The organism is Actinomadura madurae, from assembly GCF_047130825.1.
Lineage (GTDB): Bacteria > Actinomycetota > Actinomycetes > Streptosporangiales > Streptosporangiaceae > Spirillospora > Spirillospora madurae.
On the sequence record NZ_CP083237.1, the window covers coordinates 6,685,803 to 6,712,430 of the forward strand.

At 69.5% G+C, this 26,628-nt stretch carries 32 protein-coding genes, 2 tRNA genes, 1 other RNA gene and 1 pseudogene; 24 read left to right on the plus strand and 12 right to left on the minus strand.

Annotated elements, in window-relative coordinates:
• The first annotated feature begins 44 nt into the window (after positions 1 to 44).
• The 3 genes from K8Z49_RS30600 to K8Z49_RS30610 are packed head-to-tail and all read left to right on the plus strand — an operon-like array spanning position 45 to position 2,069.
• Positions 45 to 485: an HIT family protein gene (locus K8Z49_RS30600; RefSeq protein WP_412515834.1), complete on the plus strand. Its 441-nt coding sequence runs from the start codon at positions 45 to 47 to the stop codon at positions 483 to 485.
• A 43-nt stretch (positions 486 to 528) separates the two neighbouring features.
• On the plus strand, positions 529 to 1,194 hold the full coding sequence (locus K8Z49_RS30605) for a B3/4 domain-containing protein (protein WP_412515835.1): 666 nt from the start codon (positions 529 to 531) through the stop codon (positions 1,192 to 1,194).
• Complete coding sequence (locus K8Z49_RS30610) at positions 1,194 to 2,069, plus strand: EamA family transporter (RefSeq protein ID WP_412515836.1); 876 nt, start codon at positions 1,194 to 1,196, stop codon at positions 2,067 to 2,069. Before K8Z49_RS30605 ends, K8Z49_RS30610 begins: the two co-directional genes overlap by 1 nt.
• Here K8Z49_RS30610 and K8Z49_RS30615 read toward each other — a convergent pair.
• Positions 2,056 to 2,214 carry a hypothetical protein gene (locus tag K8Z49_RS30615; RefSeq protein WP_412515837.1) on the minus strand — a complete coding sequence of 53 codons (159 nt, stop codon included), beginning with the start codon at positions 2,212 to 2,214 and terminating at the stop codon, positions 2,056 to 2,058. The two genes, K8Z49_RS30610 and K8Z49_RS30615, sit on opposite strands and share 14 nt — an antisense overlap.
• A 45-nt stretch (positions 2,215 to 2,259) precedes the next feature.
• Here K8Z49_RS30615 and K8Z49_RS30620 point away from each other — a divergent pair, with 45 nt between their 5' ends.
• The 3 genes from K8Z49_RS30620 (at position 2,260) to K8Z49_RS30630 (ending at position 5,456) form a co-directional block, all read left to right on the plus strand.
• Positions 2,260 to 2,757 carry a hypothetical protein gene (locus K8Z49_RS30620; protein ID WP_412515838.1) on the plus strand — a complete coding sequence of 166 codons (498 nt, stop codon included), beginning with the start codon at positions 2,260 to 2,262 and terminating at the stop codon, positions 2,755 to 2,757.
• Positions 2,758 to 2,777: 20 nt separating this feature from the next.
• Positions 2,778 to 3,059 (plus strand): transcriptional regulator, encoded by a 282-nt coding sequence (locus K8Z49_RS30625; RefSeq protein ID WP_075024309.1) that lies wholly within the window; start codon positions 2,778 to 2,780, stop codon positions 3,057 to 3,059.
• A gap of 651 nt (positions 3,060 to 3,710) precedes the next feature.
• The gene (locus tag K8Z49_RS30630; RefSeq protein WP_412515839.1) at positions 3,711 to 5,456 is read left to right on the plus strand and encodes an AIPR family protein; all 1,746 of its coding nucleotides are present in this window, start codon (positions 3,711 to 3,713) and stop codon (positions 5,454 to 5,456) included.
• Positions 5,457 to 5,522: 66 nt separating this feature from the next.
• On the opposite strand, the gene K8Z49_RS30635 is transcribed toward K8Z49_RS30630, so the two are convergent.
• Together K8Z49_RS30635 and K8Z49_RS30640 are read right to left on the minus strand one after the other, a co-directional pair.
• Positions 5,523 to 6,170 (minus strand): phosphotransferase, encoded by a 648-nt coding sequence (locus tag K8Z49_RS30635; RefSeq protein WP_412515840.1) that lies wholly within the window; start codon positions 6,168 to 6,170, stop codon positions 5,523 to 5,525.
• 164 nt (positions 6,171 to 6,334) lie between these two features.
• Positions 6,335 to 6,631: an HAD family hydrolase gene (locus K8Z49_RS30640; RefSeq protein WP_412515841.1), complete on the minus strand. Its 297-nt coding sequence runs from the start codon at positions 6,629 to 6,631 to the stop codon at positions 6,335 to 6,337.
• On the opposite strand from K8Z49_RS30640, the gene K8Z49_RS30645 reads away from it, so the two are divergent.
• The 3 genes from K8Z49_RS30645 (at position 6,557) to K8Z49_RS30655 (ending at position 9,936) form a co-directional block, all read left to right on the plus strand.
• Complete coding sequence (locus tag K8Z49_RS30645; RefSeq protein WP_412515842.1) at positions 6,557 to 8,263, plus strand: DUF3987 domain-containing protein; 1,707 nt, start codon at positions 6,557 to 6,559, stop codon at positions 8,261 to 8,263. The two genes, K8Z49_RS30640 and K8Z49_RS30645, sit on opposite strands and share 75 nt — an antisense overlap.
• Positions 8,264 to 8,462: 199 nt before the next feature.
• On the plus strand, positions 8,463 to 8,657 hold the full coding sequence (locus K8Z49_RS30650) for a helix-turn-helix domain-containing protein (protein WP_412515843.1): 195 nt from the start codon (positions 8,463 to 8,465) through the stop codon (positions 8,655 to 8,657).
• Positions 8,658 to 8,676: 19 nt separating this feature from the next.
• Positions 8,677 to 9,936 (plus strand): tyrosine-type recombinase/integrase, encoded by a 1,260-nt coding sequence (locus K8Z49_RS30655; protein ID WP_412515844.1) that lies wholly within the window; start codon positions 8,677 to 8,679, stop codon positions 9,934 to 9,936.
• A 98-nt stretch (positions 9,937 to 10,034) separates the two neighbouring features.
• Here K8Z49_RS30655 and K8Z49_RS30660 read toward each other — a convergent pair.
• The 3 genes from K8Z49_RS30660 to K8Z49_RS30670 all read right to left on the minus strand — a co-directional run bounded on the left by K8Z49_RS30660 (position 10,035) and on the right by K8Z49_RS30670 (position 11,051).
• Positions 10,035 to 10,122 (minus strand) — tRNA-Ser (locus K8Z49_RS30660).
• Positions 10,123 to 10,132: 10 nt separating this feature from the next.
• A complete protein-coding gene (gene tadA / locus K8Z49_RS30665) occupies positions 10,133 to 10,570 on the minus strand; it encodes a tRNA adenosine(34) deaminase TadA (protein ID WP_177287900.1) in 438 nt (145 codons plus the stop codon).
• 43 nt (positions 10,571 to 10,613) lie between these two features.
• Positions 10,614 to 11,051 carry a hypothetical protein gene (locus K8Z49_RS30670; RefSeq protein ID WP_021594656.1) on the minus strand — a complete coding sequence of 146 codons (438 nt, stop codon included), beginning with the start codon at positions 11,049 to 11,051 and terminating at the stop codon, positions 10,614 to 10,616.
• 184 nt (positions 11,052 to 11,235) lie between these two features.
• Here K8Z49_RS30670 and K8Z49_RS30675 point away from each other — a divergent pair, with 184 nt between their 5' ends.
• Positions 11,236 to 12,555, plus strand: a complete 1,320-nt coding sequence (locus K8Z49_RS30675; protein ID WP_412515845.1) for an alkaline phosphatase family protein — start codon at positions 11,236 to 11,238, stop codon at positions 12,553 to 12,555.
• 4 nt (positions 12,556 to 12,559) lie between these two features.
• Here the strand turns inward: K8Z49_RS30675 and K8Z49_RS30680 are convergent, their stop codons facing one another.
• Entirely contained in the window at positions 12,560 to 13,045 is a 486-nt protein-coding gene (locus tag K8Z49_RS30680; protein ID WP_021594658.1) for a tRNA adenosine deaminase-associated protein, read from the minus strand.
• 154 nt (positions 13,046 to 13,199) lie between these two features.
• Complete coding sequence (locus K8Z49_RS30685; RefSeq protein ID WP_143118792.1) at positions 13,200 to 13,592, minus strand: hypothetical protein; 393 nt, start codon at positions 13,590 to 13,592, stop codon at positions 13,200 to 13,202.
• Positions 13,593 to 13,669: 77 nt separating this feature from the next.
• Here K8Z49_RS30685 and upp point away from each other — a divergent pair, with 77 nt between their 5' ends.
• The 7 genes and pseudogenes from upp to K8Z49_RS30720 all read left to right on the plus strand — a co-directional run bounded on the left by upp (position 13,670) and on the right by K8Z49_RS30720 (position 19,737).
• Positions 13,670 to 14,308 carry a uracil phosphoribosyltransferase gene (gene upp / locus K8Z49_RS30690; protein ID WP_021594660.1) on the plus strand — a complete coding sequence of 213 codons (639 nt, stop codon included), beginning with the start codon at positions 13,670 to 13,672 and terminating at the stop codon, positions 14,306 to 14,308.
• Positions 14,309 to 14,483: 175 nt separating this feature from the next.
• Complete coding sequence (locus K8Z49_RS30695; RefSeq protein ID WP_021594661.1) at positions 14,484 to 14,744, plus strand: hypothetical protein; 261 nt, start codon at positions 14,484 to 14,486, stop codon at positions 14,742 to 14,744.
• A 156-nt stretch (positions 14,745 to 14,900) separates the two neighbouring features.
• The gene (locus K8Z49_RS30700; RefSeq protein WP_162531663.1) at positions 14,901 to 15,059 is read left to right on the plus strand and encodes a hypothetical protein; all 159 of its coding nucleotides are present in this window, start codon (positions 14,901 to 14,903) and stop codon (positions 15,057 to 15,059) included.
• A gap of 7 nt (positions 15,060 to 15,066) precedes the next feature.
• Positions 15,067 to 15,576, plus strand: a pseudogene (locus K8Z49_RS30705) (PH domain-containing protein); the annotation flags it as partial.
• 430 nt (positions 15,577 to 16,006) lie between these two features.
• Positions 16,007 to 17,452 carry a helix-turn-helix domain-containing protein gene (locus tag K8Z49_RS30710; RefSeq protein WP_024934427.1) on the plus strand — a complete coding sequence of 482 codons (1,446 nt, stop codon included), beginning with the start codon at positions 16,007 to 16,009 and terminating at the stop codon, positions 17,450 to 17,452.
• Positions 17,453 to 17,541: 89 nt separating this feature from the next.
• On the plus strand, positions 17,542 to 18,258 hold the full coding sequence (locus tag K8Z49_RS30715) for a FadR/GntR family transcriptional regulator (RefSeq protein WP_021594666.1): 717 nt from the start codon (positions 17,542 to 17,544) through the stop codon (positions 18,256 to 18,258).
• 222 nt (positions 18,259 to 18,480) lie between these two features.
• Positions 18,481 to 19,737 carry a CynX/NimT family MFS transporter gene (locus K8Z49_RS30720; RefSeq protein ID WP_412515846.1) on the plus strand — a complete coding sequence of 419 codons (1,257 nt, stop codon included), beginning with the start codon at positions 18,481 to 18,483 and terminating at the stop codon, positions 19,735 to 19,737.
• On the opposite strand, the gene K8Z49_RS30725 is transcribed toward K8Z49_RS30720, so the two are convergent.
• Entirely contained in the window at positions 19,738 to 20,046 is a 309-nt protein-coding gene (locus tag K8Z49_RS30725) for a type II toxin-antitoxin system VapB family antitoxin (RefSeq protein WP_021598851.1), read from the minus strand. It abuts the gene before it with no gap.
• Between the two features lie 158 nt (positions 20,047 to 20,204).
• The gene (locus K8Z49_RS30730; RefSeq protein ID WP_021598850.1) at positions 20,205 to 20,591 is read right to left on the minus strand and encodes a hypothetical protein; all 387 of its coding nucleotides are present in this window, start codon (positions 20,589 to 20,591) and stop codon (positions 20,205 to 20,207) included.
• A 112-nt stretch (positions 20,592 to 20,703) separates the two neighbouring features.
• Between K8Z49_RS30730 and K8Z49_RS30735 the strand changes: the two genes are divergently transcribed.
• Positions 20,704 to 21,156 (plus strand): Lrp/AsnC family transcriptional regulator, encoded by a 453-nt coding sequence (locus K8Z49_RS30735; protein ID WP_235206317.1) that lies wholly within the window; start codon positions 20,704 to 20,706, stop codon positions 21,154 to 21,156.
• Positions 21,157 to 21,207: 51 nt separating this feature from the next.
• Positions 21,208 to 21,813: an SMI1/KNR4 family protein gene (locus K8Z49_RS30740; RefSeq protein WP_412515847.1), complete on the plus strand. Its 606-nt coding sequence runs from the start codon at positions 21,208 to 21,210 to the stop codon at positions 21,811 to 21,813.
• Positions 21,814 to 21,900: 87 nt separating this feature from the next.
• On the opposite strand, the gene K8Z49_RS30745 is transcribed toward K8Z49_RS30740, so the two are convergent.
• Both K8Z49_RS30745 and K8Z49_RS30750 read right to left on the minus strand, forming a co-directional pair.
• Positions 21,901 to 21,988, minus strand: a tRNA-Ser gene (locus tag K8Z49_RS30745).
• A gap of 10 nt (positions 21,989 to 21,998) precedes the next feature.
• On the minus strand, positions 21,999 to 22,343 hold the full coding sequence (locus K8Z49_RS30750; RefSeq protein WP_024934430.1) for a DUF952 domain-containing protein: 345 nt from the start codon (positions 22,341 to 22,343) through the stop codon (positions 21,999 to 22,001).
• A 59-nt stretch (positions 22,344 to 22,402) separates the two neighbouring features.
• On the opposite strand from K8Z49_RS30750, the gene ffs reads away from it, so the two are divergent.
• The 5 genes from ffs (at position 22,403) to K8Z49_RS30775 (ending at position 26,565) form a co-directional block, all read left to right on the plus strand.
• An RNA gene (gene ffs / locus K8Z49_RS30755) (signal recognition particle sRNA small type) lies at positions 22,403 to 22,498 on the plus strand.
• Between the two features lie 71 nt (positions 22,499 to 22,569).
• Entirely contained in the window at positions 22,570 to 24,843 is a 2,274-nt protein-coding gene (locus K8Z49_RS30760) for a DNA polymerase III subunit gamma and tau (RefSeq protein WP_412515848.1), read from the plus strand.
• 148 nt (positions 24,844 to 24,991) lie between these two features.
• Positions 24,992 to 25,399, plus strand: coding sequence for a YbaB/EbfC family nucleoid-associated protein (locus K8Z49_RS30765; protein WP_024934432.1), 408 nt, complete (start codon positions 24,992 to 24,994; stop codon positions 25,397 to 25,399).
• A 28-nt stretch (positions 25,400 to 25,427) separates the two neighbouring features.
• The gene (gene recR / locus K8Z49_RS30770) at positions 25,428 to 26,027 is read left to right on the plus strand and encodes a recombination mediator RecR (protein WP_412515849.1); all 600 of its coding nucleotides are present in this window, start codon (positions 25,428 to 25,430) and stop codon (positions 26,025 to 26,027) included.
• Positions 26,020 to 26,565, plus strand: coding sequence for a DUF5063 domain-containing protein (locus K8Z49_RS30775; RefSeq protein WP_021598841.1), 546 nt, complete (start codon positions 26,020 to 26,022; stop codon positions 26,563 to 26,565). The genes recR and K8Z49_RS30775 overlap by 8 nt, the downstream gene beginning before the upstream one ends.
• The last annotated feature ends 63 nt before the right edge of the window (positions 26,566 to 26,628 follow it).

The following is a 26,628-nucleotide window of genomic DNA, read 5'->3' on the forward strand; positions in this document are numbered from 1 at the left end:
TCGGTCCGCGCGCTCAGTTTCTCGTACCGCGCGATGATCGGAGCATGGACGACTGCGTCTTCTGCGAGATCGTCGCCGGCCGGCTTCCGTCCTACCGGGTCGCCGAGGACGAGCACACCGTCGCCTTCCTGGACATCGCCCCCGCGAATCCGGGGCACACCCTGGTCGTGCCGCGCGTGCACGCTCGGAACATCTGGGACATCGGCGAGGCCGTCCACGGCCGGGTGGCGCATATGGTGCACAGGGTCGCCGCACTGCTCAGAGCGGCCCTGGAGCCGGACGGTCTGAACATCGCCCAAGCGAACGGCGAGGCCGCCTGGCAGGAGGTCTTCCACTTCCATGTGCACCTCGTCCCCCGCAGGCATGGCGACGACCTGCGCCTGATGTGGGATCCGGCACCGGCCGAGCCGCGCGACCTGGACGGGGTACTCCAACGGCTCAGCCGGGCGGCGGGCCTTGGGCCGGACCACGGGCGGTCGGTATAGTGGAACGTCAATGTCATTAAAGTGACCGCCCGGAGGGTGAGGAATGCTGGAGCGGGTCGTCGTGGACGAGGCCGTGCGGGAACTCCGTCCCGATTTCGCCGTGCTCGTCATGGTCGCCGAGGGGATGGAGAACGGGCCCGGCGACCAGGTGGGCGAGGAGTGGCTGGCCGCCGCCGCGCGGAAGGCGGACGCTGGGGACCCGCATGTCGAGGCGTGGCGCGAGGCCTACCGGGCGTTCGGCGCCAAGCCGCAGCGGACCCGGCCCTCGGTGGACGCGCTGCTCCGCCGCGCCGACGCGCTCCCGTCCATCAACCGGGTCGTGGACGCCTACAACGCGGTCAGCGTCGAGTACGCGCTGCCCATCGGCGGTGAGGACCTCGACGCCTACCAGGGGGCGCCGCGCCTGGTCCGCGCCACCGGTGACGAGCCGTTCGACGTCATCGCCGGCGGTGAGCCCGCCGTCGAGCACCCGAACCCGGGTGAGGTCGTCTGGCGGGACGACGCGGGCGTCACGTGCCGGCGCTGGAACTGGCGGCAGTGCGTCCGGACCCGGCTGACGGAGACCACCAAGAACGGGCTCTTCCTGCTCGAACGCCTTCAGCCGTACCCGCTCGACCGCCTGGACGAGGCGGGTGCGCGCCTCGCGGAGCTGCTCCGGACGGTCTCCCCCGGCGTGCGGATCGAGACGCGGCTGATCGGCGGGCGGTGATGGTCACGGTCCTCGCGCTGAGCGCCGCGCTCGCCTACGGGGTGGCCGACTTCCTCGGCGGCGCGGTCACGCGGAAGGCGGCCGCGATCAGGGTCCTCAGCTGGTGCGTCCCGATCGGGCTGGGGGTCGTGCTGGTGTCCGCGCTCCTCAGCGGAGGCAGCCCCAGCCCGGGGCCGATGACCTGGGGCTTCACCGCGGGACTCTGCGGCGGCGCCGGGCTGATGACCTTCTACCGGGCGCTCGCCCGGGGCCCGATGAGCGTGGTGGCGCCGGTGTCCGCGCTGGCCGCGGCGATCATCCCGGTGGCCGTGGGCGTCGCCAAGGGCGAGCGGCTGGACGCGTCCGTCCTGCTCGGGGTCCTGCTGTGCCTCGTCGCGATCGGGCTGGTCAGCATGGAGGCCGACGGACGGAAGGCCGCCGAGCCGGTCGCGGACGGGTGGCGGCGCCTGCTCGACTCGGGCCCCGTCATGGCCGGCGTGTCCGGTACCTGCTTCGGCATCTTCTTCGTCCTGCTGAAGGAGGCGGGGGACGGCACCGGGCTCTGGCCGATCGTCGGAGCGCGGCTGGGGAACCTGGTCATCGTCGTCGTGGCGCTGCTGGTGCTGGCGACCCGCGGCGGTGCGGGGCCGCGGGTGTCCGGGCGGACGCTGATCGGGCTGGCGCTGCTGTCCGGAGTCCTGGACGCGGGCGCGAACGTCCTGTACTTCCTGGCGGTCAACGAGGGCCTGCTGAGCCTCGCGGCCGTCCTGACGTCCCTCTATCCGGCGATCACCGTCCTGCTGGCCCGGATCGCCTACAGCGAACGACTCCGCACCGTCCAGCGCGTAGGGATGACGGTCGCGGTCGCCGGCGTGGCCCTGGTCACAGCAGGTTGAGGCTTTTGCCCAGCTGCTCGACGCGTGCCCGGTCGAGCAGTGAGGAGATCTGGACGATCCGCCCGTGCGCGATCACGAAGCCCTTGACCGAGACGGCTCGGTGACCGGTGCGGAGCCCCGGGCACGGCTCTTTCCGTCTCGGCAACTCGACTCTTGCCAAGTTGGAAACTAAGCGGCTAGAGTTTCCGGCATGGAAACTAACGGGGAAGCGTCCCTGCCGACGCCGGAGCAGGCCCGTGCGGCCCTCGCCGACACCGACGACGTCCGAGTGTCCGTCGAGGCGCTGTCCGCCACTCCGTGGCCGACCTGGTTCGTCGCGACGATCACGGCGATGTTCGTCGTACTGCCGATCACCTTCGGCGGTGCGCTGGCCGAGCCCGACTGGCTGATGCCGCAGGGGGCATGGCTGGCCGTCATGCTGGGGGCCGAGGCGGTGTTCCTCGCGTTCTTCGTCGTCGCGGGCAGGAACTGGCGCGCCAAGACGGGCGTGGCACTGCGCCTCGACGTCCTGCCCAAGCGCGCCACCGTGCCGGCGCTCGTCGGGACACCGCTGCTCATCGTGGGCTCCGGATACGCATTCCGGTACACCGACCAGCCGCTGTGGCTGTTGGCCGCCTCCGCCGCGGGCGCCGCCCTGTCCATCGGCTTTCACCTCTGGTTCGTCCGTCTGCACCGGAAGGCGTCGTGAGCACGAGCACGACCGACCCGATGGACGGCTTCAACGCGACCATCCACGCACCCAATCGGCTGCGCATCTGCGCCCTGCTGGACACCGCGGGCGAAGCGGAGTTCGGCGTGGTGCAGGAACAGCTCGGAGTGTCGGCGTCCGTGCTCAGCAAGCACGTCACCGTGCTCATGGACGCCGGATACGTCCAGCAGCGCAAAGCGGTCCGCGACACCCGGCAGCGGGTGTGGCTGTCCCTGACCCGCGAGGGACGCGAGGCCTACCGAGCCCACCACGCCGCCCTACGCGCCATAGTCGGCCCCTGAACAACCGAGACCGGAAACGCGAAGGGCGGGACCGACGGTCCCGCCCTCATACATGTGGGTGGCGGTGGTGGTGGGATTCGAACCCACGGAAGCTTGCACTTCACACGCTTTCGAGGTCTGCGGCCCTCCGTCCACCCAAGATCGCTAACGTCTGACCCCCAGGACACGGCCGTCTGGCCACGTGGAACCGATGGCCGACGAACCCACGTGAACGCCCCTGAACTTCGCCTCATTGAGACTAGAACTGAGACTGCGAAGCACCGCGAACGCACGGGCCAGACAGCCCCAGGGCATCAGGCTCTGGCGGTTCGTGCTGGCTGACTGCGTGGCGTCCTAAGGGACAAGCCGGGGGGCGGCCCACAGGCCCACCCCCAGCTACGCTCCATACTCATTGCGTTGACGGCGCGCTCGGGGCGGTAGCTGTCTGAGCCCCGCCCCGGCCCACCTACCCCACCAGCACGCGCACGCGACTGCCGTTAGTTGGGGACGCCTCGCTCAGACCCCACCTTCGACCTGGGCTCTCCTAACCCGCCGCAGTCCGCCGGACCTTAGCAAACGATGAAGGCGCCCGTGCTCGTGATACCCGGGCTAGCGACTGGTTGAATTAAGCCTGTGTTTCGGTCCTCTTCGGGCTACTATGTTGCTGTGACTATGAGCCTCGAAGTTGCGCTAGGCCAGCGGATCGATCTTGAAAAGTATGGATCCAACAAGCGATTGCTGTTCGCCCTTCAACTAGCTTTCGGTATCGAGGACATCGACACGGTAGCTGCGACTGCTCTAACCGATCACGGCAATGACAAAGCGTGTGACCTGCTTTACGTGGATCGAGACCGAGGGCGTGTAGTTCTTGCCCAGGGTTATGAAGCGCAAGGCGCCAATAGGGAGAAAGAAGCTCCCGCCTCTAAAGCTGCTTCCCTGCATCAGGCGGTTAATTGGCTGTTCAGCAAGGAATCGCCCACGGGTGTCCCTGCACTGCTTTCGAGTGCATGGCGAGAGTTGCATGAAGCGTTGGAGGACGAAGCTATCGGCCACGTCGAGATATGGTACGTCCACAACTGTTTTAGTTCAAAGGCGGCAGAGACTGAAATCCAGAAGGCTCGCGATGCTGCGTATGAGCGCCTACAATCAGGCTACCCGGCCAGCGAGGTGACGGTATCCGGAAGCCAGATTGGCTCTGAGGCACTTTCGCGGCGATATCAGAACTCGCAGACGCCGATCTTGGTATCGGAGACTTTTGAAGTAGCGATCCCTGGGTTCTTTGAGGAAAGTGGAGAAAAATGGACGGCGCTTTGTACCAGTGTGCCCACCATATGGCTTCATGAGCGTTTCGAGCAACACGGAGCGGATCTGTTCTCTCCTAATGTGCGCGGATATCTGGGTAGCGTGCGATCAAAAAGCAATATCAACAACGGTATCCGAGAAACTGTGCGGAGTGAGCCGACGAATCTCTGGGCCTACAATAATGGGATCACTGCACTCGTGCATAGCTTCTCGGTTGAGAATGACATGCTAAAGATCACTGGGCTGGGCATCGTAAACGGTGCGCAGACAACAGGGGCGGTCGGCTCTCTTCCGGATGCGGAGGTTAGTCACGAGAGTCACGTGCTCGCCCGATTCATTAAGTGTGATGATCCTGAGACTGTTAAAAGTATTGTCAGATACAACAATCGCCAGAACCCTACCCAAGCCTCCGACTTTCGGAGTAATGACGGTACTCAGACACGTTTGGTGCAGGAGTTTCAGCGCTTGGGTGTAGTTGGCTACAGTGGTGGCCGTCGAGGTGGCGCTGAGGACGTCATTAGGCGTCCGGGCGAGAACCATCTACCGGCACCCGTAGCCGCACAGGCTCTAGCGGCCTTTCATGGGCAATCCCATATCGCCTACCATGAGAAGGGGCAGATATGGGAGCAGGATGCGATGTACACAAGCGTTTTCCCTGATCGCATTACTGCTCATCACATTGTCTTCGTGGCTAGTCTGCTGCGTGCCGTAGAGGAGAAGAAAACGCTGATCGGACAGATCGACGCGACTTCTCGAACGCAAGATCAGGCTGCTCTCCATGAGTGGCTAGGGCTCCGGGGCTCAATCATGCTCGCGGTCGAGGCCATCGGAAAGACAATGGAGACGATCCTCGGAGTCGCTGTTAGTGATCCATACACATTGCAGTTCAAAAAGAACCTCCCCATGCCATCGGCAACCGAAGCATGGGCGCCTATCGTTGAGTCTCTGCTTGTCTTCGCGCCCGACCACCTCAGTGCACCACTAGTTGCCCCAAGTGCACTACGTAACCGCGAGGCCGTCTCTAGTGCAATTGCAAACTTTCGGGCCCTTGCGGTCTCTGCCCGGAAGTTCAGCGCCTCTACTTACTCTAATTTCGCCAACATGGTGGCTCGTTAGTTCGGGAGCACTAGGAAACTGGTGGCCGAAATGAGGTAGCCCTCGATAGGTCAAGTGCCTGGCCGTTTAAACTCTGGCGGTTTCGGCAACCGTTAGCCAGGCCTCCACGCGTTCGCGGTCGATACCCATTAATTTTGCTAGCCTGACAGCCCTAGTACGGATCAACTCATTGCCTGCGGTCTTCCACGCTGCTACGGCGACGTCATAGGCGACGTCTCCGGAGAGGCCGCGCGGGTCAATCAAGTAGAGCTTCCCAGCGGGCCCCGTGAGGATGTTCTTAGATGATGTATCTCCATGGCAGAGCAACCGGGTTGTCTGGCTGGTGAGTTGAGTTAGCAATTGGGCGGCTTGCTGCCGTTCGGCTCTTGGTGCCGCCGTGGCTCCGGATGGCAGGTCTATGGCTTTGTCATCCTGGAGGCGCTTGGATAGCCAAACGGTTAGGGTTGGCAAGTGTGCTGGTGCTCGCCGCCCTTGTAGCGGATGGAGCGCGGCGGCCAGTTGCTCGATTGGTACGAAGCGGTTCTTGAGGGTGTATCCCGGAAACACTCGGGCCGCCACGGTCCATACCCCCGACTCAGTGGCTTCGACCTCTCGGATCTCCGGGCCGACGCCGAGAGCGGCGAACCTCTGGGAGACCTTCGCCTGAGAGAGTGCATCGGGGTCCGGGGAGGAACGCATCACGAGACGCTCAGTGTCGGTTTCGACCTCGACCACTAGGCCATACCGAGAGTCGAATGTCGACAGTGGGATCGCTCTGTAGCGTCGGCAGAGTTCTGCCAACTCGGTCGTAACTTGGCTGAGCCAGAGTGGCGCCCGGTCGGGCCATCGTGCGGAGATGCCCTGTGCCACGGAGGTTGGAACGCTGACAGAGGCGCCTGTCACTGCGCGTCCAGTTGGAGGGCTCCGGCGGCCTCGGCGGGGAGAGCCATGCTCTCGACGACAATGTCGGCGCCAGCGGCGCCAAGTTCCCGTACGCGGCTTTTTCGCTTGGCATAGCCGACGCTCGGGGCGCCCACCTTCTTGGCAGCTTCGATGTCGGTCGGTGCATCGCCGATTACTAGGCATGGATCGGGTGGCCCACTTGCCTCCTGAGCAGCTCGATGGGCGGCGCTCCCTACCTGCACACCTTGACCAGCCGAGTTCCCACGGCCACCAACGCCACGTACTACGCCCACCTTGTTCGCGATCTCGCGTACGCCCGCCGTGTGGTCGCCTCGGGGACGCGGTTGATGCAGCTCGGTTACGCCTCAACCGGCGACGCCCAGGACGATCTACGCGGCGCCGTCGTCGCCGAGCTGGCCGCCGTCACCGCCGCCCAGGGCCAGGGCTGGACCGACCCGACACCGCTGGCGGCTACCGCCGATCTGCCCGTGTTCCCCGTGTGGACGTTCCCGGACTGGCTCGGCGAGTATGCCGCTGGTCTCGCCGAGGTCACCCAAACCCCGCCCGACCTCGCTGGATGCCTCGCCTTGGCCGTGCTCGGCGTCGCTGGTGGAGGGAAGGTGTGGGTCCGCGCCACCTCGTGGACTGAGCCCACCAACCTGTTCACCCTCGTCGTGTTGCCCCCGGGCAACCGCAAGTCCGAGGTCTACAAGCACATGACCGCCCCGATCAAGGCCGCCGAGGCCGCTTTGGTCGAGCAGGCCCGCCCGCTCATCGCCGATGCGGTCGTGGCGCGGAAGGTCGCCGAGGCGGCCGTAGAGAAGACCGAGAAGGCCGCGACCTCCGCGCAGGACCCCACTCAGCAGGCCCTTGCCCGCGACGAGGCCGCGTCCGCGCGGCTGGATCTGGAGAACACGCCGATTCCGGCTGAACCCTGTCTGTTCTCCGATGACGCCACCGTGGAACGGCTCACCAGCCACGTAGCCGAGCAGGGTGGCCGGTTCGCGGTCCTCTCCCCAGAAGGCGAGATCTTCTCTATCGCCGCCGGACGCTACGGCGGTGCGCCCAACCTGGCCATCCTGAAGTCAGGCCATGCGGGCGAAGAGATGCGCATCGACCGCATGGGACGTCCGAGCGAGCGCATCACGGCCGCGACCATCACCCTCGGGATCTGCACTCAACCCGGCGTCCTGGCCCGCCTCGGCGAGACGCCGCAGTTCGGCGAACAGGGGCTCTTGGGGCGCCTGCTGTACTCGGTTCCTACGTCGCTGCTGGGCTTCCGCAACGAGCGGCCTGAGCCCGTTCCCGACCACATCCGGGACGCCTACAACGCCAACGTGCAAGCGCTGGTGTTGTCTCTCGCTGCGCTGCCCGAGGCCGCCACGCTGCACTTCGCGCCGGACGCCCAGGCCGCCATTCTCGATCTCGCCCGCGAGCACGAGATCCGGCTACGCCCAGGTACGGGCGACCTGGCCCACATGACCGACTGGGCGGGTAAGTACGTCGGTGCCGTGGTGCGCATTGCCGCTTTGCTGCACCTGGCCGAGCACGTCCGCGACGGATGGGATCAACCCATCACGCTCGCCACGTTCACCAATGCCCGGCTCATAGGCGAGTACTTCACCCTTCATGCCCAAGCGGCCTATGACGCCATCGGCGCCGACCCTGCCGTTAACGACGCTCGTGCCGTCCTTGAGTGGATCGAACGGACCGGCACGGCGCGATTCACCGCGCGGGACCTCATGCGCAGCGGCCTCAAGAACCGCTTCAAAAAGGCCGCCGACACCGAGCCCGCGTTGCGCGTACTGGAAACTCACGGCTGGATTCGACGCCTCCCAAGCCCGCCCAACACCCGTAACCGACCCTCCGCCCCGGCCTACGAAGCACACCCCGATCTGACCGATGTCTCTTCCGGCTCGGCGTGACTCATCGTGACCACCCGGCAGGCCGTCACGGCGGTCAAGGACCGGGGGACACGGTGACAGAAGTCGACAGAACTACTTCTGTCGACTTCTGTCACCACGTCACCGCGTCCCCAGCCATTGCCCGACCTCCGCCCGTCCGTAACGCTCCGCGATCCCTTCCCTGCCGTTTCAGCATGCCCCGGAGGTTGCAGTGACCGTCATGGCCAATGACTCGGACCTTCTGCTCACCGTCGAGGAGGCCGCTAAGCGCCTCAAGATCGGCCGGACCCAGATGTACACCCTCATCACGTCTGGCGAGATCCAGAGCGTGACCATCGGCCGCCTACGCCGAGTTCCGGCCGAATGCCTTGCCGCCTATGTCTCCGGCCTTCTGGCCGCCGTCCAGTCCAACTAACAGGAGGAGAACAGCCACTATGGGGCGCAACGCCAATGGGCGGTCCAGCATCTACCAGGGCAAGGATGGTTACTGGCACGGTCGGGTGACGGTCGGCACCAAGGATGACGGTAAGCCCGACCGCCGTCACGTCATGGCTAAGACCAAGGCCGAGGTCACTTCAAAGGTCAAGAAGCTTGAGGAGCTTCGAGACAAGGGGAGGATGCCCAAGGCCGGACAGCGCTGGACCGTCGAGAAGTGGCTACGGCACTGGATCGACAACATCGCGACGCCGCCGAGGATCTCGGAGAACGCGCACTCTGGGTACCGCGTGGACGTCGAGAAGCACCTCGTTCCTGGCCTCGGCGCTCACCGCCTGGACAAGCTCACGCCTGAACACTGCGAAGCGCTGTACGCCAGGATGCAAGAGAAACAGGGACTCTCGGCGGGCACGGCGCATCACGTACACCGCACGCTCCGAAACGCCCTCAACGTCGCTGTCAAGCGTGGCCACCTTGGCGCCAACCCCGTTCTTCTCGCCACCGCGCCGAGGGTGGAAGAGGAGGAGTTCGAGCCTTACGAGATCGGCGAAATCAAGAAGCTGCTCAAGGTCGCGGGGGAGCAGCAACGTAACGGCGTGCGCTGGGTGTTCGCGCTCGCCCTCGGGCTCCGCCAGGGCGAGGCGCTCGGCCTCAAATGGGAAGACGTTGACCTAGACACCAGCATGATCCGGATTCGGCGTGGCCGCCTGCGTCCGAAGTACGTCCATGGCTGTGACGGCGAGTCCTGCGGCCGCGTCAAGGCGGGTTACTGCCTGCAGCGGCAACAGATTCGCGCGGAGACCGGCCGGACCAAGTCCAAGGCCGGACGCCGCGTGATTGGGCTCCCCGCGCCGCTCCTGGAGCTTCTCAAGGAGCACAAGGCCCAACAGGACGCCGAGCGTGAGCAGGCGCGGCAACTCTGGGCTGACAAGGGATACGTCTTCACCAAGCCCGATGGGGAGCCGCTCAACCCCTTCACCGACTACCACGAGTGGAAAGACCTTCTCGTGACGGCCGGACTTCGCGAAGCTCGGCTGCACGACGCTCGGCACACGGCCGCGACGGTGCTTCTGATCCTCGGGGTTCCGACGCCCACGGCAATGGCCATCATGGGGTGGTCCAGCGCCGCCATGGCGAAGCGGTACCAGCACATGAGCGACGTGATCCGAAGCGACGTCGCCGAACGTGTGGCGGGGCTCCTCTGGGAGCCAGCCGAGGTTCACGACGACGACCCTGAGGGGAGCCAGGGAGCGGCCTAGCGGCGGCAAACGAGACTAGAACTGAGACTAGAAAGCGCTGAGGGCGGGACCATGGGTTCCGCCCTCATAGCGTTCGGCCAGGTTGACGGCCGTTTGGGTGGCGGTGGTGGTGGGATTCGAACCCACGGAAGCTTGCACTTCACACGCTTTCGAGGCGTGCGCCCTCGTCCACTAGGCGACACCACCGCGGGAGAGCCTACCCGACTCTGCGGTGCGTGAAGAACTCGATCAGCAGGGCGGCGCACTCGGCGGACATCACCTCGGCGATCACTTCGGGGCGGTGGTTGAGGCGCCGGTCCCGGACGACGTCCCACAGGGAGCCCACCGCGCCCGCCTTCGGGTCGACGGCCCCGTAGACGATGCGGTCGAGCCGGGCCTGGACGGACGCGCCCGCGCACATCGTGCACGGTTCCAGCGTCACCACCAGCGTGCATCCCGCCAGCCGCCAGCCGCCGAGGGACGCGGCCGCGCGCCGCATCGCGACGATCTCGGCGTGGCCGGTGGGGTCGGCGGTGCGCTCGCGCTCGTTGCGTCCCGTCCCGATGATCTCGCCGGAGGCGTCCAGGACGACGGCGCCGACGGGGATCTCGCCTTCCGCGGCGGCGTGACGGGCCTCGTCCAGCGCCCGCCGCATCGCCGGGTGGTAGGCCTCGACGACGGGGTCCACGCCGGCCGGGTCAGTCACGGAGGCGGTCGAACTCCTCGCCGAAGCCGGCCTGCTCGGCGACGGCGAGGAGGGCGTCGCCGGGGAGGGCGCGCTCGCCGAGGTCGCTGAGGCGCTCCGGGGCGAGGCCGAGGTCTTCGAGGAGGGCGGCGTCACCGGCGGCGTCGCCGTCGGGCACCTCGCCGACGAGCTGCTGGAACAGCGCGCCGAGGCCGTCCTCGCGGACGGTGGAGACGAAGGCGCGGGGCTCGTCCTCCCGGTCGAGCCGGACGACGGCGAACCAGTCGTCGTCCTGCTCGATGAGCAGCAGAACCGGGTCGCCGTAGGACTCGACGGCGGCCTCCCGCATCAGGTCGGCGACGTCGTCGACGTGCTCCGCCTCGGCGAGCACGGCCTCCGTGCCGACCCAGCCCTGCGGTGTCTGTGCGAAGACGGCGGCGAAGTATGACACGTGCTCATTGTGACCCACGGGGTTGGCCCCGACACACCCCCGTGCCAAGGAATCCGGCATCGGGTGCCCGGATGCGCTTGTGAATAAACTTCGGGTTTTGTCCGCTGGCGGACGGTCCGCGTCCTTCCCGCGCGCCACAGGAGTTCGCATACTGCTCAGCGGTCACCTTCCTCGGAGGAATGCCATGGGCGCGGACGAACTGACCAGGCGCGGGTTTCTGGCGGGCACGGCGGGCACCGCGGCGGTCATCGCGACCGGCGCCGCCGGCGGGTCGTCCACGCAGGCCCACGCGGCGGCCCTGGCGGCGGCGAAGCGGGCGCCCGTCGCCGAGCTTCCCGATCCGGACGAGTCCGGCATCGACCACATCGTCGTCGTGATGATGGAGAACAGGTCGTTCGACCACTACATGGGCTGGGTGCCCGGCGCGGACGGGCGCCAGGCGGGCCTCACCTACACCGACGCCGACGGCAACGAGCACGGCACTCACCATCTGAAGGTGCCGTGGGGATGCGGCTTCCAGGACCCCGACCATTCTTACGAGGGCGGACGCGTCGAGTACAACGGCGGCGCGTGCGACGGCTGGCTGCGCGCCGGCGACAACGACGTGTTCTCCATCGGCTACTTCGAGGGCCCCGACCTCGGCTTCCACGGCCACGCCGCCCTCGACTGGACGGTCTGCGACCGCTACTTCCCCGCCATCATGTCGTCCACGTTCCCCAACCGGATCTTCCAGCACGCCGGGCAGACCGACCGGATCTCGAACTCGCTGACGATCTCGGAGATCGCCACCGTCTGGGACCGGCTGAAGGCGAAGGACGTCCCGTGCCGGTACTACTTCAGCGACGTCCCGTTCACCGCGCTGTGGGGGCTCCGGCACCTCGACATCAGCCGGAACATCGCCGAGTTCCGCGAGGACGCCCGGCGCGGCCGGCTGCCCGCGGTCAGCTTCGTGGAGCCGGCCTTCCTCGGCGAGATCTTCCTGCCCGGCATGTCGGAGGACGAGCACCCGCTCGCCGACATCCGCTTCGGCCAGGCGTTCCTGAACGAGGTGTACACGGCGCTCGTCACCTCGCCGAACTGGCCCCGCACGCTGCTGGTGATCAACTACGACGAGTGGGGCGGGTTCTTCGACCACGTCCCGCCGCCGTCCGGGCCCGACCCGCGGCCCGACCTCGGCACCGCGCTGCGCGGCTTCCGCGTCCCCTGCCTGCTGATCTCACCGCGGGCGCGGCGCGGCGCGGTCGCGCACGAGGTGTACGACCACACGTCCGTCCTGAAGGCGATCGAATGGCGCTGGGGCCTGGAACCGCTGACGGTGCGGGACGCCGCCGCCCGCAACATCGCCGAGGTGCTGGACTTCGAGAACCCGCCCGACCCGCGCGCGCCCCGCTACGACGCCAAGCGGCCGATCAGCCTGGGCTGCCTCGACCCCGGGCACGGCCACACGGGGGACGACTGGGCGGACCTGGCTAATTACGCCCGCCGCAACGGGTTCCCCGGCTGACCTTTCAGGAGACGGTGTCCAGGGCGCGCTCGAAGGCGTGCGCGAAACCGATGCGCCCGGCGATGCTGAGCAGCATCTCGTCGGGGTAGAGCTCCAGGTCGCCGGAGATCGCGCCGAGCTCCATCTCGTCCAGCCCCAGGTCGGCGAAGATCGACATGTCGCCGACCGGGAGGACCTGGTCGAGCTCCTCGTCGTCGGGGACCGGGATGTCCAGATAGTCGAGGACCTGGCGGGCCAGCGGCCAGTCGACCGACGCCGTGACGTCCGACAGGAACACCATCACGTCGTCCCCGAGCAGGCGGATCGCGACGAAGAAGTCGTCGCCGACCGAGACCAGCCCGACCGTGCCGCCGAGGCTCGGCTGCTGCCGCAGGGCATGGATCAGCCCCGCGAGGTCCTCGGTCAGCGCCACCGGGAGGACGTCGGCCTCCCAGCTCTCGTCTTCCCGGTACACCACGACGGCGAAGTCCGTCGCGTCCACATCCGTCATTTCCACCCCACCGGCGCGTCTCCTGCCAGGGCATGGTCGCAGATGCGAGGCGCGCTCGCGCGCCCCACCACCAAACTCGCCGCCGCACCCGGCTGTGAAACCGGAAGTCAGCGCTGCAAACCCGTACCCGGCGGGACGAACCTACTCGACTGCGTCAGTGCAGGCGGAAGGTACGGCGGCGCAGCGCCGCGTGGATCCGGGCCCGGCGGGACCGGTGCGGTGTCACCCGGCGGCGCAGCTCACGGGCCTCGGCCAGCTCGCGCAGGAAGACGGCCCTGCGGCGGAGCCGCTCGCGCACCTGCTCGGGGGAGATGTCGCCCTGCGGGCCGGGACGCTCCGCGGCGTTCTCCTCCCCTGTGACATCGGTCACCGGGGACCGGCGGGACGGAGAGGCGGGTTCGGGAGGTGGCGCGGACTCGGGAGACGGGGAGGCCTGCGAGGTGTCGTCGGCGGCCTCGGGAGGCGGCACCGCGGGTGCGGGCGGATCGGGAGCGGACCCCCGGGCACCCTCCGGGCCGTCCGGCTGGTGATCCCTCTCGCTGTTCATACCGCCATATTGCCCAGCTCAACGGTGTCCTATCCAGCCGCGGGAGTCGCCGGTGCGGGGTGGGCTACGGTGAGCCCATGCAGACCCTCGCCGTCGACCACCCGCTCGTCGCGCACAAGCTCACCACGTTGCGGGACGTCCGCACGGACTCCCCCACCTTCCGCCGCCTCGCCGACGAGCTGGTCACCCTGCTCGCCTACGAGGCCACCCGCGACGTCCGGGTCGCCGACGCCACCGTGCGGACCCCGCTCGTGTCGGCCCACGGCGTCCAGCTCGCGAGCCCGAAGCCGCTCGTCGTGCCGATCCTGCGCGCCGGCCTCGGGATGCTGGACGGGATGACGCGGCTGCTGCCGACCGCCGAGGTCGGGTTCCTCGGCATGATCCGGGACGAGGGCACCCTGCAGGCCCAGACGTATGCGACCCGGCTGCCGGACGACCTGTCCGGGCGGCAGTGCTACGTCCTCGACCCGATGCTCGCGACCGGCGGGACGCTCGCCGCCGCCATCCGGCTGCTCTTCGACCGCGGCGCGGACGACGTCACGGCGATCTGCCTGCTCGCCGCCCCCGAGGGCCTGAAGTACCTGGAGCAGGCGTTCGCCGACATCTCGGCGCCGATCAAGGTGGTGACCGCCGCGATCGACTCCCACCTCAACGACCAGGGCTTCATCATGCCGGGCCTCGGCGACGCGGGGGACCGGCTCTACGGCGTCGTCTGACCCGCCCCGCCCGGGGCGCCCCGTCCCCGGGCCGATCGCGCCCAAACCCCGCGCGACCTGCGATGTTCGTTCCGGACGGCAGGGGGTAGCAACCTCCTACGGGACGCCTCGCGCGTTCCCCTCCGCCGTCCCGGCACGGGGGACCGGGCGGTGCGAGCGACCTCAAGGACACGAGATGGCTCACCACGAGGACGGCAACCTGCCGCGCTACGCCGCGATCGGCGAGCGGCTCGCCGAGGAGTTCGACGGGGTGCACGGCGCCGACACGGTGGACCGGTACGTCGACGCCGCGCGGTACGGCGCCGAGGAGGTCATCGGCTCCGCGCCGCCCGAGCTCGTGGAACGGATCGCGCGCCGGCACCTGGAGGTGCTCGCGACCGTCGCGGCCGAGAAGCGGCGCAGGACGAGCCGCACGTCGCACGGCAACACGTCCTAGCCGGGACGCTCTTCGCGCCCTGGCCGGGGGCGTGCTCCGCGCCGTGCGCGGCCCGCCGCGCGCCGTGTCCAACGCGCTGCGGCGCGTGCTTTGCCGGTCGTGGCCGCTGTGCGAAACTGAACCGGGGTCCGTGGGTCAACGCTCCGGGAGGCAGCCGTGCCCGCAAAGAAGTACATGACGTGGGCCGCGGTGGCCTTCGTCGCTTTCTACGTCATCAAGCAGCCGGACGGCGCGGCCCAGTCGGTGGAGAACGCGGCCAACGGCCTCGCGTCCGCCGCCGGTTCGCTGGCCACCTTCGTCAACGCGCTCGCCTGAGGCCGGCATGAGGCTCGTCACTCCCGGCGACTCCGCGCCGGCATCGGTCAACAAGTACCTGCTCCCCCACGAGAACCAGGTCATCACGGTCCGGCGGCACCCGGCCATCCTGATGGTCCCGGTCGGGCTCCTGCTCGGCGGGCTGATCATCGCGGGCGTGCTGACCAACACGGTCGCCAGCGACGCGGGCACCGCCATCAGCTGGATCTGGTGGGGCTGGCTGATCCTGCTCGCCTGGTTCGTCTGGCGCGTGGCGGAGTGGTCCGTCGACTACTTCGTCATCACCAACCAGCGGATGCTGCTCACCACCGGCCTGATCACGCGCAAGGTCGCGATGATGCCGCTGGCCAAGGTCACCGACATGAGCTTCAAGCGGACGATCGCGGGCCGCATGCTCGGCTACGGCGAGTTCATCCTGGAGTCCGCCGGCCAGGACCAGGCCCTCACCAACGTCGACTTCCTGCCCTACCCCGAGCAGCTCTACCTCGAAGTCTGCGAGATGATCTTCCCGAACAAGAACCCGGCGCCGGAGGAGAAGACGCTGCCCCCGCCCCCGCCGCCGCGCCGTCCCAAGGAGCCCAAGGAGCCCGAGGACGTCCCGACCGCCCCGCTGCCGAAGGACGGCCCCGGTCCCGAGGCCTGACTCGAAACTTACTCGGCGGTAATGTCCGGAAAACGCGGTGGACTGGTCAATATCGGCGGTGCCGGGGGTTCCGTACGGCCGGTCGGGATACCGTCGGCGAATGACAGTCGTCGCGACGGCGGGACGATCGGCCGGCCGAAACCGGCGCACCCCGGCCTTCCCCCGGTGCGCGCGCGGCGACCTGGGCCGGCCGCCCGGCCGGTCCCCACTTCCGCCGCATCATTGCCCTCGATGTGCGTTTACCCGCGATGTGCAATCATGTCGGCACCCCAGCCGCCTGTTTACTTCCGCTAAGTGAGTCCACATGCCGGGTCCAGGCAACGTCGGAGAACGCGTCCGCAACCTGCGGCTGACCAGACGCTTGTCGCAGGCGCAGCTCGCCGGTCACGACCTTTCCGACAGCTATATCTCCTTGATCGAGTCGGGAAAGCGCACGCCGACTCCGACCGTCCTGCGGATGCTGGCCGAGCGCCTCGGCTGCACCCCGGAGTACCTCGCCGAGGGCGTCGAGCCGGAGCAGCGCGCCCACCTGGAGGTCCGGGAGCGGCACGCGCACCTCGCGCTGCTGCGCGGCGACCCCGCGACGGCCGAGGCCGGGTTCGACGAGGTGATCGCCCGCAGCGACGACCCCGACCTGACCGCCCGCGCCCGCTGGGGCCGCGCCCGCGCCCTGGAGGAGATGGGCCGGACCGACCGGGCCATCGCGCTCTTCGAGGAGCTGCGCGAGCAGGCCGAACGCGACCCGGGCCGGGCGAGCTGGCTGCCCCCCGTGATCGCGCTCGCCCGGAGCTACCACACCGTCGGCGACCTGGGGCAGGCGATCGCGCTCGGTGAGCGCGCCCTCGAACGGCTGGACCAGCTCGGCCTCCACGCGGGACACGAATACACCGAGGCCGGGCGCATCCTGCTGCTCGCGTACGTGGATCGCTCCGACCCCGTGCGCGCCCACGAGCTGGGACGGCGCCTCCTCGGCCCGCGCGGCTCCACCGACACGGAGCCGGTGAGCGTCCACTACCAGCGGGCGAGCATGCGCGCCCTGGACGAGGGGACGGTCGGCGACTCCCTGTACCTCGCGGACCAGGCCCTGTCGGCACGCACCGACACCACCCCCACGCAGGCCCGCGCGCGCCTCGCCCTGGCCGGGGCCAAGGCGCTGCTGCGGGGCGTCATGCCGTTCTCCGCCGACGCGCCCGCCGACGTCGTGCCGCCCGGTGAGTTCGGCTTCGAACGCCCCCGCACGGAGGGCACGCGGGAGGCGGCGCGGGAGGCGCTCGAACTGCTGCGGGAGACCGAAAGCCTTGAGGGCGCCGAGGCGACCGAGCGGACCATCGCCCAGGCCCGCGCGCTGGTCCTGACCGGCGACCTGGGCGACGCCATCGCCACGCTCGAACAGTTCCTCGACACGGGCCTGGCCCTGGCCGCCCCGACGAGCAGCCACACCGCGGCCCCGCAACCCGGCACCGACCTGACCGTGCGGTCCCAGAAGACCGTCCTGGCCAGGCTCGTCCTGGCTCGCGCGCGTGTCGCGCAGGGCGACCGCCCGGCCGCCCGGGTCGTCCTGCGGGCCGCCTCGGAGCAGCTGGCCGCCATGCCCGCGGGCCGTCCCGTCGCGCACCTCTACCGCGAGCTGGGCGAGCTGCACGAACTCGTCCAGGACGCCGAGCAGGCCGCCACCGCCTACCGGCACGCCCTCGAAGCCGCCGGCCTGTCGACCTTCCCCTCGGCCTCCGACGCGAAGGCGCACGTCTGACCGTCCCACGCGTCCGGGCGGAATAAAACCGGTCCGTCAGGTGTCCTATCATCGAAACATGGGATGACTGGCTGACTGGAGGTTTTGAGGTGACGCTGCGCACGGCACGCCGGTCGTCGCTGGTCGACCAGGTGATCGACCAGCTGAGGGACGAGATCGCCGGGGGCGGCTGGCCGGTGGGCGCCAAGATCCCGCCGGAGCCGGTGCTGTCGGAGACGCTCGGGGTCGGCCGCAACACCGTCCGCGAGGCGGTGCGGGCCCTCACCCACGCCGGTCTCCTCGAAAGCCGCCAGGGCGACGGCACGTACGTGCGCGCGACGAGCGAGCTGTCCGGGGCCGTCCGGCGACGCCTGGAAACGGCGGAACTCGTCGAGACCCTGGAGGTCCGGCGCGGGCTGGAGGTGGAGGCCGCCAGGCTCGCCGCCACCCGCCGCACGGACGCCGACATCGCCGCCATCGCGGTCGCCCTCGCGCGCCGCGACGCGGCCTGGGCGGCGGGCGAGCACGCGACCTTCGTCGAGGCGGACCTCGCCTTCCACACCGCGGTCGTCGAAGCCACCCACAACCGCGTCCTGACCGACCTCTACCACGACTTCAGCGCCGCGCTCCGGGCCAGCATCGGCGCGGCCGGCATCCTCCTGGAGCACGCCGACGTCCCGCACGGCCCCATCGCCGCCGCCATCGAAGCGGGCGACGCCGACGCCGCGACCCGGGCCACCCACGCCTGCCTGGACCAGATCCTCGCCTCCACGGCCTCGGCCGCCTCAGCGCCTGGAAGCCGTCCTGTGGCCGCGCAGGAGCATTGATGGGCTGACGACGCGCCAGTCCCCCATACACGCACCAACCGCCACGTCCCTCGCCACTCCCAGGGCGATGCGGAGCCACGGGCCGGTTGAGGGGGCGTGGCCGGGGGCTGCCCAGCCGGCTCCGATTCAGGCCGGCGCGAGACGAAGACCCGATGACGACAGAGATCGGGCGGGGTTCCCTCAAGGGGCTCACCGTCCGCCGAGCGTTGACGAACAGGTGAAATGAACAGCTCTCAGACGACCCCCGTTCCCCGCGCCGTGGCCGTGTGGTCGCTCGTCGGCCTGGTACTGCTCACGGTCAACCTGCGCGCCGCGATCACCGGCATCTCCCCGGTGCTCGGCGAGCTGCGGGAGCAGTTCGGGCTGTCCGGCGCCGAGGTCGGGATCCTCACCACGCTGCCGGTGCTGTGCCTCGGGGTGTTCGCGGCCGTGGCACCGGCGGCGGCGCGGCTGGCCGGCACCGAGACCGCCATCGCCGGATCCCTCGTGATGATCACCGCGGGCATCGTGCTGCGGGTGGTGGAGTCGCCGGTGTCGCTGTTCGTGGGAACGGTCCTGGCCGGCGCGGGGATCGCCATGGGCAACGTGCTCCTGCCCGCCGTGATCAAGCGGGCGTTCCCGTCCCGGGTGGGGTCGCTGACCGGGCTCGCGATGATGCTGATGGCGGCCAGCGGCGCGGTCGCGGCCGGGCTCGCGGTGCCGCTGGACGAGGCGGGGGGCTGGCGGCTCGCCCTCGCCGTCTGGGCCGTCCCGTCCCTGGTCGCGGCCCTGGTGTGGGGACCGCTCGCGGTCAAGCGGCGCCGCGCCCCGGCCGCCCCGGTCACGGCCCCGCACGCGGGAGGGTCCCTGCTCCGCTCCGCGGTGGCCTGGTACGTCGCCGCGTTCATGGGGCTGGTGTCGCTGATGTTCTACGTGCTGATGTCGTGGCTGCCGGAGATCATGCGGGACGCCGGGTATCCGCCCGCGGCCGCCGGGATGATGGTCTCCACGATGATGATCGTCGGGATCCCGCTCGGCTTCCTGGTCCCGGTGTTCGCCGCGCGCCTGGGCGACCAGCGTCCCCTCGTCGTCGCGGTCGTCGCCGTCATGGTGGCGGGCCTCGGCGGCCTGCTGCTCGTCCCCTCCGCCGGCTGGGTGTGGGTGGCCGTCCTCGGCGTCGGCACCGGCAGCGCGTTCCCGCTGGCCTACACGCTGCTCAGCCTCCGGTCGCCGAGCCCGTCCGCCGCCGCGCGGCTGTCCGGGATGGCGCAGACGGGCGGCTACCTCCTCGCCGCCACCGGACCGCTCGCGGTCGGCGTCCTGCACGAGGCCACGGGAGGGTGGAACGTTCCGCTCGTCCTGCTGCTGGTCCTGGTCGTGCCGGAGCTGGCCGTCGGACTGCTGGCGGCGCGCCCCGGGTTCGCCCGCACGTCCGGTCCGCGTGCTCCGCTGGTCGAGCCGAAGGAGCTCACCGCGGCCGAGCCCGCCCGCGCGCGCTGATCAGGTCAGGTCGACGGCGTCCAGGTCGAGGACGCGCGCGTGCAGGACCAGGCGCTGGTGCAGCGCCGCCCGGAGCGCCCGGTGCAGGCCGTCCTCCAGGTAGAGCTCGCCCTGCCACTGGACCACGTGCGGGAACAGGTCGCCGTAGAACGTCGAGTCCTTGGAGAGCAGCGACTGGAGGTCCATCTCCCGCTTCGTGCTGACGAGCTGGTCGAGGCGGACCTGGCGCGGCGGGATCTTGGCCCAGTCCCGGGACGAGAGACCGTGGTCCGGATAGGGCCTTCCATCACCCACCGCCTTGAAGATCACCCTACGAGTCTACGGCGTCGCCCTCCAGCCCGAGAAGGCAACGCAACAACACGCGTCACTCGGCTTGCCAGAGTTGGTAAACCAGTTACGCGGCAGCTCAACCAGCCGGTGACTAAGTACCGGACTTGACCCGCGGGTCATGGCCGCGGGGCGAATCGTCAGCGCTGGTCCGTCCAGACGTAGGCGGCGGGGAGCAGCTCCGCGATCGGAACGGCGCTCAGTGCGTCACCGGCGGCGACGATGACCCCGATGGACGGGAAGTAGTCGAGGAGGACCTGCCGGCAGCGCCCGCAGGGCGGCATCACGCCGCGGTCGCCGTCGCCCACCGCGACGATCGTGTCGAGGTGGTGAGCGCCCTGGCCGGCGGCGGTGCCGATGACGGCGAGTTCCGCGCACGGGCCACCGGTGAAGTGGTACACGTTCATCGCGGTGACGATCCGCCCGTCCCGGGCGCGGGCCGCGGCGGCCACCGTGTGCCGGTCGCCCCGGGCGTGCCCGGCCGCGACACGCGCCGCCGCCTCCACGAGTTCATGATCAACGATCATCGGCATCATCGCAGCGTACGGCGCGTCACCGCCGGGACGGCCGGTCGATTCGTCGTTTTTTCGTTGCCATTCAGCCATATCCCGCTCCAGCCATACGAGATACAGTCATCTCGTGAAGAACGTGGATGGCATCGATCGTCGGTTGCTCGAACTTCTTCAGCAGGACGCCACCCGGTCCTACGCCGCCCTCGGCACGGCCGTCGGCCTGTCGGCGGGCGCCGTCCACCAACGGGTACGCAAGATGCGCGAGCGGGGGATCATCCGCAGGACGAGCGTGGACGTCGAGCCCGCCGCCCTCGGGCAGGGCGTGCTGGCCTTCGTCATGATCGACTCGTCGGTCTGGATGGGCGAGCGCGCCGCCGACTTCGCCGCCATACCGGAGGTGCAGGAGGCCCACGTCGTCGCGGGAAAGGCGTCCGTCCTGGTCAAGGTGCGCACGTCCACGACGAGCAGGCTGCAGGACGTCCTACGGCGCCTCTACGACATCCAGGGAGTCAACGGCACCCACGCGACGGTCGTCCTGGAGACCTTCTTCGAACGCCCGGTCTCCCCCAACAGCCCGTGACGTGAAGGTCGAGGCCCCCGGTCCCCCGGTCCCTCGGTCGATCATGTGCCGATGACTCCGACCGTTGACGAGTCGTGGGACCGCATCCTGGACTGGCTGGCCCAACACGCCCCGGCCACCTTGGACCGCATAAGCCCACCCGCCGCCGACGCGGACATCGCCGCGGCCGAGGAGGCCGTGGGCGTGGAGCTGCCCGCTGATCTGGCGGCCTGGTGGCGGCGCGCGAACGGTAGCGCGTCCATCTGGTCCCACGAGCCTTTCGAATTGCTCCCGGGGTACGCTCCCTGCCGCATCGAGCACGCACTCGCCTCGCGGAAGGTGTGGTGGCAGGTCTGGCATGACCAACTGCTTGAACAAGGACGGGTCACGGAGGAGCACTTCGCCAAAGCGCAGGCCGACCCTGCGGGCACAGAGGCGGGGACGTGGCTCCTCGCCTTCTTGCCCATCGCCGGCAGCGGCGGCGGCGAGGACCTGTTCGTCGATCTCCGGTCTGGCCCCCGGCACGGGTGTGTGCGGGAGTTCGACAAGGTCTCCACCGACGGCGAACCGCGATGGGACAGCGTGACCGCCATGCTCGCCGACGCACTTGAGAACCACAGCCCGATCGACGGATTCGACGCTTGGGCGGACGAGCACGGAGTCCTGATCTGGGAGTGAAACCCCATCGAGACCAGGGCTGACGCTAAAAGCGCTGAGGGCGGCGCCCATTGGGAGCCGCCCCCGGAAGGTCTGCCTGGTGAGGCTTGGCGGAGGATGCGAGATTCGAACTCGCGAGCGCTTGCACGCAACACGCTTTCCAAGCGTGCGCCCTAGGCCACTAGGCGAATCCTCCACGGGAAAGCCTACCGGTTCTCGGGTAGTGACCTGACCTCAATTACAGCGGAGACCGGGATCGGGCCGTACACGTGCGGGAAGAGTTCGTCCCCGGCGGGCTCGTACCGTACAGGGGCCTCCAGGCGGGACACGTCGACGGCCAGCAGGACCAGGTCTTCCCGGGGGATGCCGCCGTAGAAGCGGCCCAGGACGCCGTTCACCTGCGCCATGTCGGACGAGCAGTGGATGAAGCCCTCCTCGTCCAGCGTCCGGCCCAGTGTCGACATCGAGTACGACACACCGGCGGCGCGGGCGGATTCCCAGTGGGTTCGTTCGGCGATGTGCAGGAGCGTGTCCCGGGGTGAGGCGGCCATGGGACGGAGACTACGCGGGAAGCATGGCAATCCAGGGTGGGGGATGCCATAGACTGTGAGAGGACCCCTCGCATGGCGTCACCCTGTGAACCTCCCCAGGGCCGGAAGGCAGCAAGGATAAGCAGGCTCTGGCGGGTGTGCGGGGGGTCCCTTGGTTTGACGGCGACCGGTTCACGGCGACCCTGCGCATCCGACGCTCTGCTTCTCGAGGGAGGGCGGACCCCCGATGAGTCTGGCTCTGTACCGCAAGTACCGGCCAGCGACGTTCGCCGAGCTGAAGGGGCAGGAGCACGTCGCCGAGCCCCTGCGGCAGGCGCTGCGCAACGGCCGGATCAACCACGCGTACCTGTTCAGCGGTCCGCGCGGCTGCGGCAAGACGTCCAGCGCCCGCATCCTCGCCCGCTCGCTGAACTGCGAGCAGGGCCCCACCCCCGACCCGTGCGGCAAGTGCGACTCGTGCGTCGCGCTCGGGCCGTCCGGGACGGGGCACATCGACGTGATCGAGATCGACGCCGCGTCCCACGGCGGCGTCGACGACGCCCGCGACCTGCGGGAGCGGGCCTTCTTCGCCCCGGTGTCGGCGCGCTTCAAGGTGTACATCATCGACGAGGCGCATATGGTCACCCGCGAGGGCTTCAACGCGCTGCTGAAGCTCGTGGAGGAGCCGCCGCCGCACCTGAAGTTCGTGTTCGCGACGACCGAGCCGGAGAAGGTCATCGGGACGATCCGGTCCCGGACGCACCACTATCCGTTCCGGCTGATCCCGCCCGGCGTGCTGCAGGAGCTCGTCGAGGAGATCCTGCGGAGCGAGGACGTCCCGTACGAGCCCTCCGCGCTGCCCCTGGCCGTGCGGGCGGGCGCCGGATCCGCGCGCGACACGCTGTCGATCCTGGACCAGCTTCTCGCCGGGTCCGACGATAAGGGCATCACGTACGCGCGGGCCGTCTCGCTGCTCGGCTACACCGACTCGGCGCTGCTGGACGAGGTCATCGCGGCCTTCGCGGCCGGCGACGGCGCGGCCGTGTTCGCCGCGATCGACCGTGTGATCGAGAGCGGGCAGGACCCGCGCCGCTTCGCCGCCGACCTGCTCGAACGCGTCCGCGACCTGGTGATCCTGTCGAACGTCCCGGAGGCGGGCGGTTCGGGGCTGCTGAACGTCCCGCCGGACGAGCTGGAGCAGATGCGGCGGCAGGCGTCCTCGATGGGGCCGGGGGAGCTGACGCGCGCGGCCGACCTGCTGCACACCGGCCTCACGGAGATGCGCGGTGCGACGTCCCCGCGCCTGCTGCTCGAACTGATCTGCGCGCGGATCCTGCTGCCGGCGGCCTACGAGGACGAGGCGTCCCTGCTCGCCCGCCTGGACCGCCTCGAACGCCAGGCCTCCCAGGGCGGATTCGGTGCCGGGCCGGGGGGCGGTCCCGATTCTGGCGTCGGCCCTCGTCCCAGCGCGGCGGCATGGTCGGGGCCGGGTGGCCCCGCACAGGGTGGCCCCGCACAGGGTGGTTCGGGGCAAGGCGGCCCGGGGCAAGGCGGCCCGGGGCAAGGCGGCCCGGGGCAAGGCGGCCCGGGGCAAGGCGGCCCGGGGCAAGGCGGTTCGGCGCAAACGCGCGACGATGGCCCGGGACAAACGGGGGGAGAATACTCCCCGCCCTCCCAGGGGGGCGACCCCACTTCCAGTGTCAACCCCCGCTCCACCCCGGCGCCCGCCGAACAAGACTCTGTGGATAACCGTGGTGCGGCGCCCCACGCCGGTGCACCCGGTGCGGGTGCGCCCCATGTGGGGACGGCCCACGCGGGGACGTCCGGTGCGGGGACGCCCGCTCGTCCGGGACAGGCCCAGGCCCCGCCGGCTGCTTCGGCGCCGGGGGCCTCGGCTTCCGCGTCCGGCGGTGGGGTGGATTTCGGGGCTGTTCAGCGGCTGTGGCCGGACGTCGTCGAGGCCGTCAAGCAGAAGAGCCGCGCCACCTGGATGGTCATCATGTCCGGGGTGCAGCCGGTGTCGCTGGACGGGAAGGTCCTCACGCTCGGGTTCGACGCGGAGGGGCGCCGGCTGGGATTCGTCAACGGCGGGCGCGACGCCGTCCTCCGCGAGGTCTTCAAGGAGCGGATGGGCGTCGACTGGCGGATCGAGACCGTCGTCGGCGGGGCACCGGCCGGTCCCCCATCGGGGAGGCCGGGCCCTAGCAGCGGGTTCGGTGGAGCGGCGACACCGAACCCGGCACCGCAGCCGCGGTCCCCGGCCCGGCCGGCCGCGCAGCCGTCCGGGCCGGGGCCCGAAAGGTTCGAGAGGCCCGAGAGAGCAGAGCGCGCGCCCGAGCCGCCGCCCCCGCCGCCGGACGAGCCGCCGCCGCCCCCCGACCCCGGTCCCCTGGACGAGAGCGACGAAGTCGACCCGGAGGGGGACGCCGACGCCGACGGGATCGAGGCCGAGATGAACGGGATGGCGCTCATCGAGCGCGAGCTCGGCGGCCGGATCATCCGTGAGATCGACAACTCCTGAGATCGACAACTCCTAGGAAAGGGGACCGGGGACCGTCGGTCCCGCGTATCGCATCGTGCGCCGAACCCGTAGTCTCGTGGGACGGACGTCCGGTGGCTGGCGGAGCGCCAGTGAGCAGGCCCTCGGGGGCCGGAAGAGGGAGTGCACCGTGGAACCCGGTGGTCAGCTGAACATGCAGGAACTGCTCCAGCAGGCGCAGGCCATGCAGGAGCAGCTCTTCAACGCGCAGCGCGAGCTTGCGGAGGCCGAGGTGACGGGGACCGCCGGCGGCGGGCTCGTCACCGCGACGGTCAACGGGCAGGGCGAGGTCACGGGCCTGTCGATCGACCCGAAGGCCATCGACCCCGGCGACCCGGCCGACACGGCGGAGACCATCGCCGACCTGGTGCTGGCCGCGATCCGCGACGCCGGCCGCGAGGCGCAGGAACTCCAGCAGGAGAAGATGGGACCGCTCGCCCAGGGCCTCGGCGGCCTGCCCGGCGGAGGCGGCCTCCCCGGTGGGGGCGGCGGCCTGCCCGGCGGTTTCCCGGGCCTCGGCGGCGGCCAGGGCGCCTGAGCGCAGCGACCAGGAAAGGAGGGGTCCGTTGTACGAAGGGGTGGTTCAGAACCTCATCGACGAGCTGGGCAGGCTGCCCGGCGTCGGCCCCAAGAGCGCGCAGCGGATCGCCTTCCACCTCCTCGCCGCCGATCCCGCCGACGTCGAGCGCCTCGGCAAGGCGCTCAAGGAGGTCAAGGACAAGGTCCGCTTCTGCAAGACGTGCGGAAACGTCGCGGAAGAAGAGGAATGCCGGATCTGCCGTGACGCCCGCCGCGATCCCCACATCGTCTGCGTGGTGGAGGAGTCCAAGGACGTCGTCGCGATCGAGAAGACCCGCGAGTTCCGCGGCACCTACCACGTGCTCGGCGGCGCGATCAGCCCGATCGAGGGCGTCGGCCCCGACGACCTGCGCATCCGCGAGCTGATGCAGCGGCTCGCGGACGGGACGGTGACCGAGTTGATCCTCGCCACCGACCCCAACCTGGAGGGCGAGGCGACGGCGACGTACCTCGCCCGGCTCGTCAAGCCCATGGGCATCACCGTCACCCGTCTGGCCAGCGGCCTGCCGGTGGGTGGCGACCTCGAGTACGCCGACGAGGTGACGCTGGGCCGCGCATTCGAAGGACGGAGGCTGCTCGATGTCTGACACCAACAGCCCGCAGGACTGGAACGCTCTCGCCGAACGCGTGGCGTGCCACGTCGACAACTACCTCAACGGCCTGGAGGCGGTCGCCCGCGGCGACGGCGGGAAGCACACCATCCCGCTGCTGCTCCTGGAGGTGTCGCAGGTCATCCTGGCCGGCGCGCAGCTCGGCGCCAGCGCCGACGTGATCCTCCCGGACAACTGGGAGCCCGAGGTCGGCGACGACCCGGATCTCGACGCCGTCCGGCAGGGTCTCCGCGAGCGCCTCCAGGCCCTGGACGAGTACGTCGAGGTCTTCGACCCGTACAAGGACACCGAGCCCACCGCGTACCGCCTGTCGGACGACCTGGTCGACGTGGCCAGCGACCTCGTCCACGGGCTCCGCCACTACAACCAGGACCGTCCCCTGGAGGCCCTCTGGTGGTGGCAGTACTCCTACTTCAACCACTGGGGCAACCACGCCGGTGCCGCGCTGCGGGCCCTGCACGCCTTCGTGGCGAACTCCCGCCTGGACGTCTCCCCAGAGGTCGCGACGGCCTAGCCACCCCCGCCCCAGCCACCCCGCCCCAGCCGGACCGCATAGCCGGACCGCATAGCCGGACCG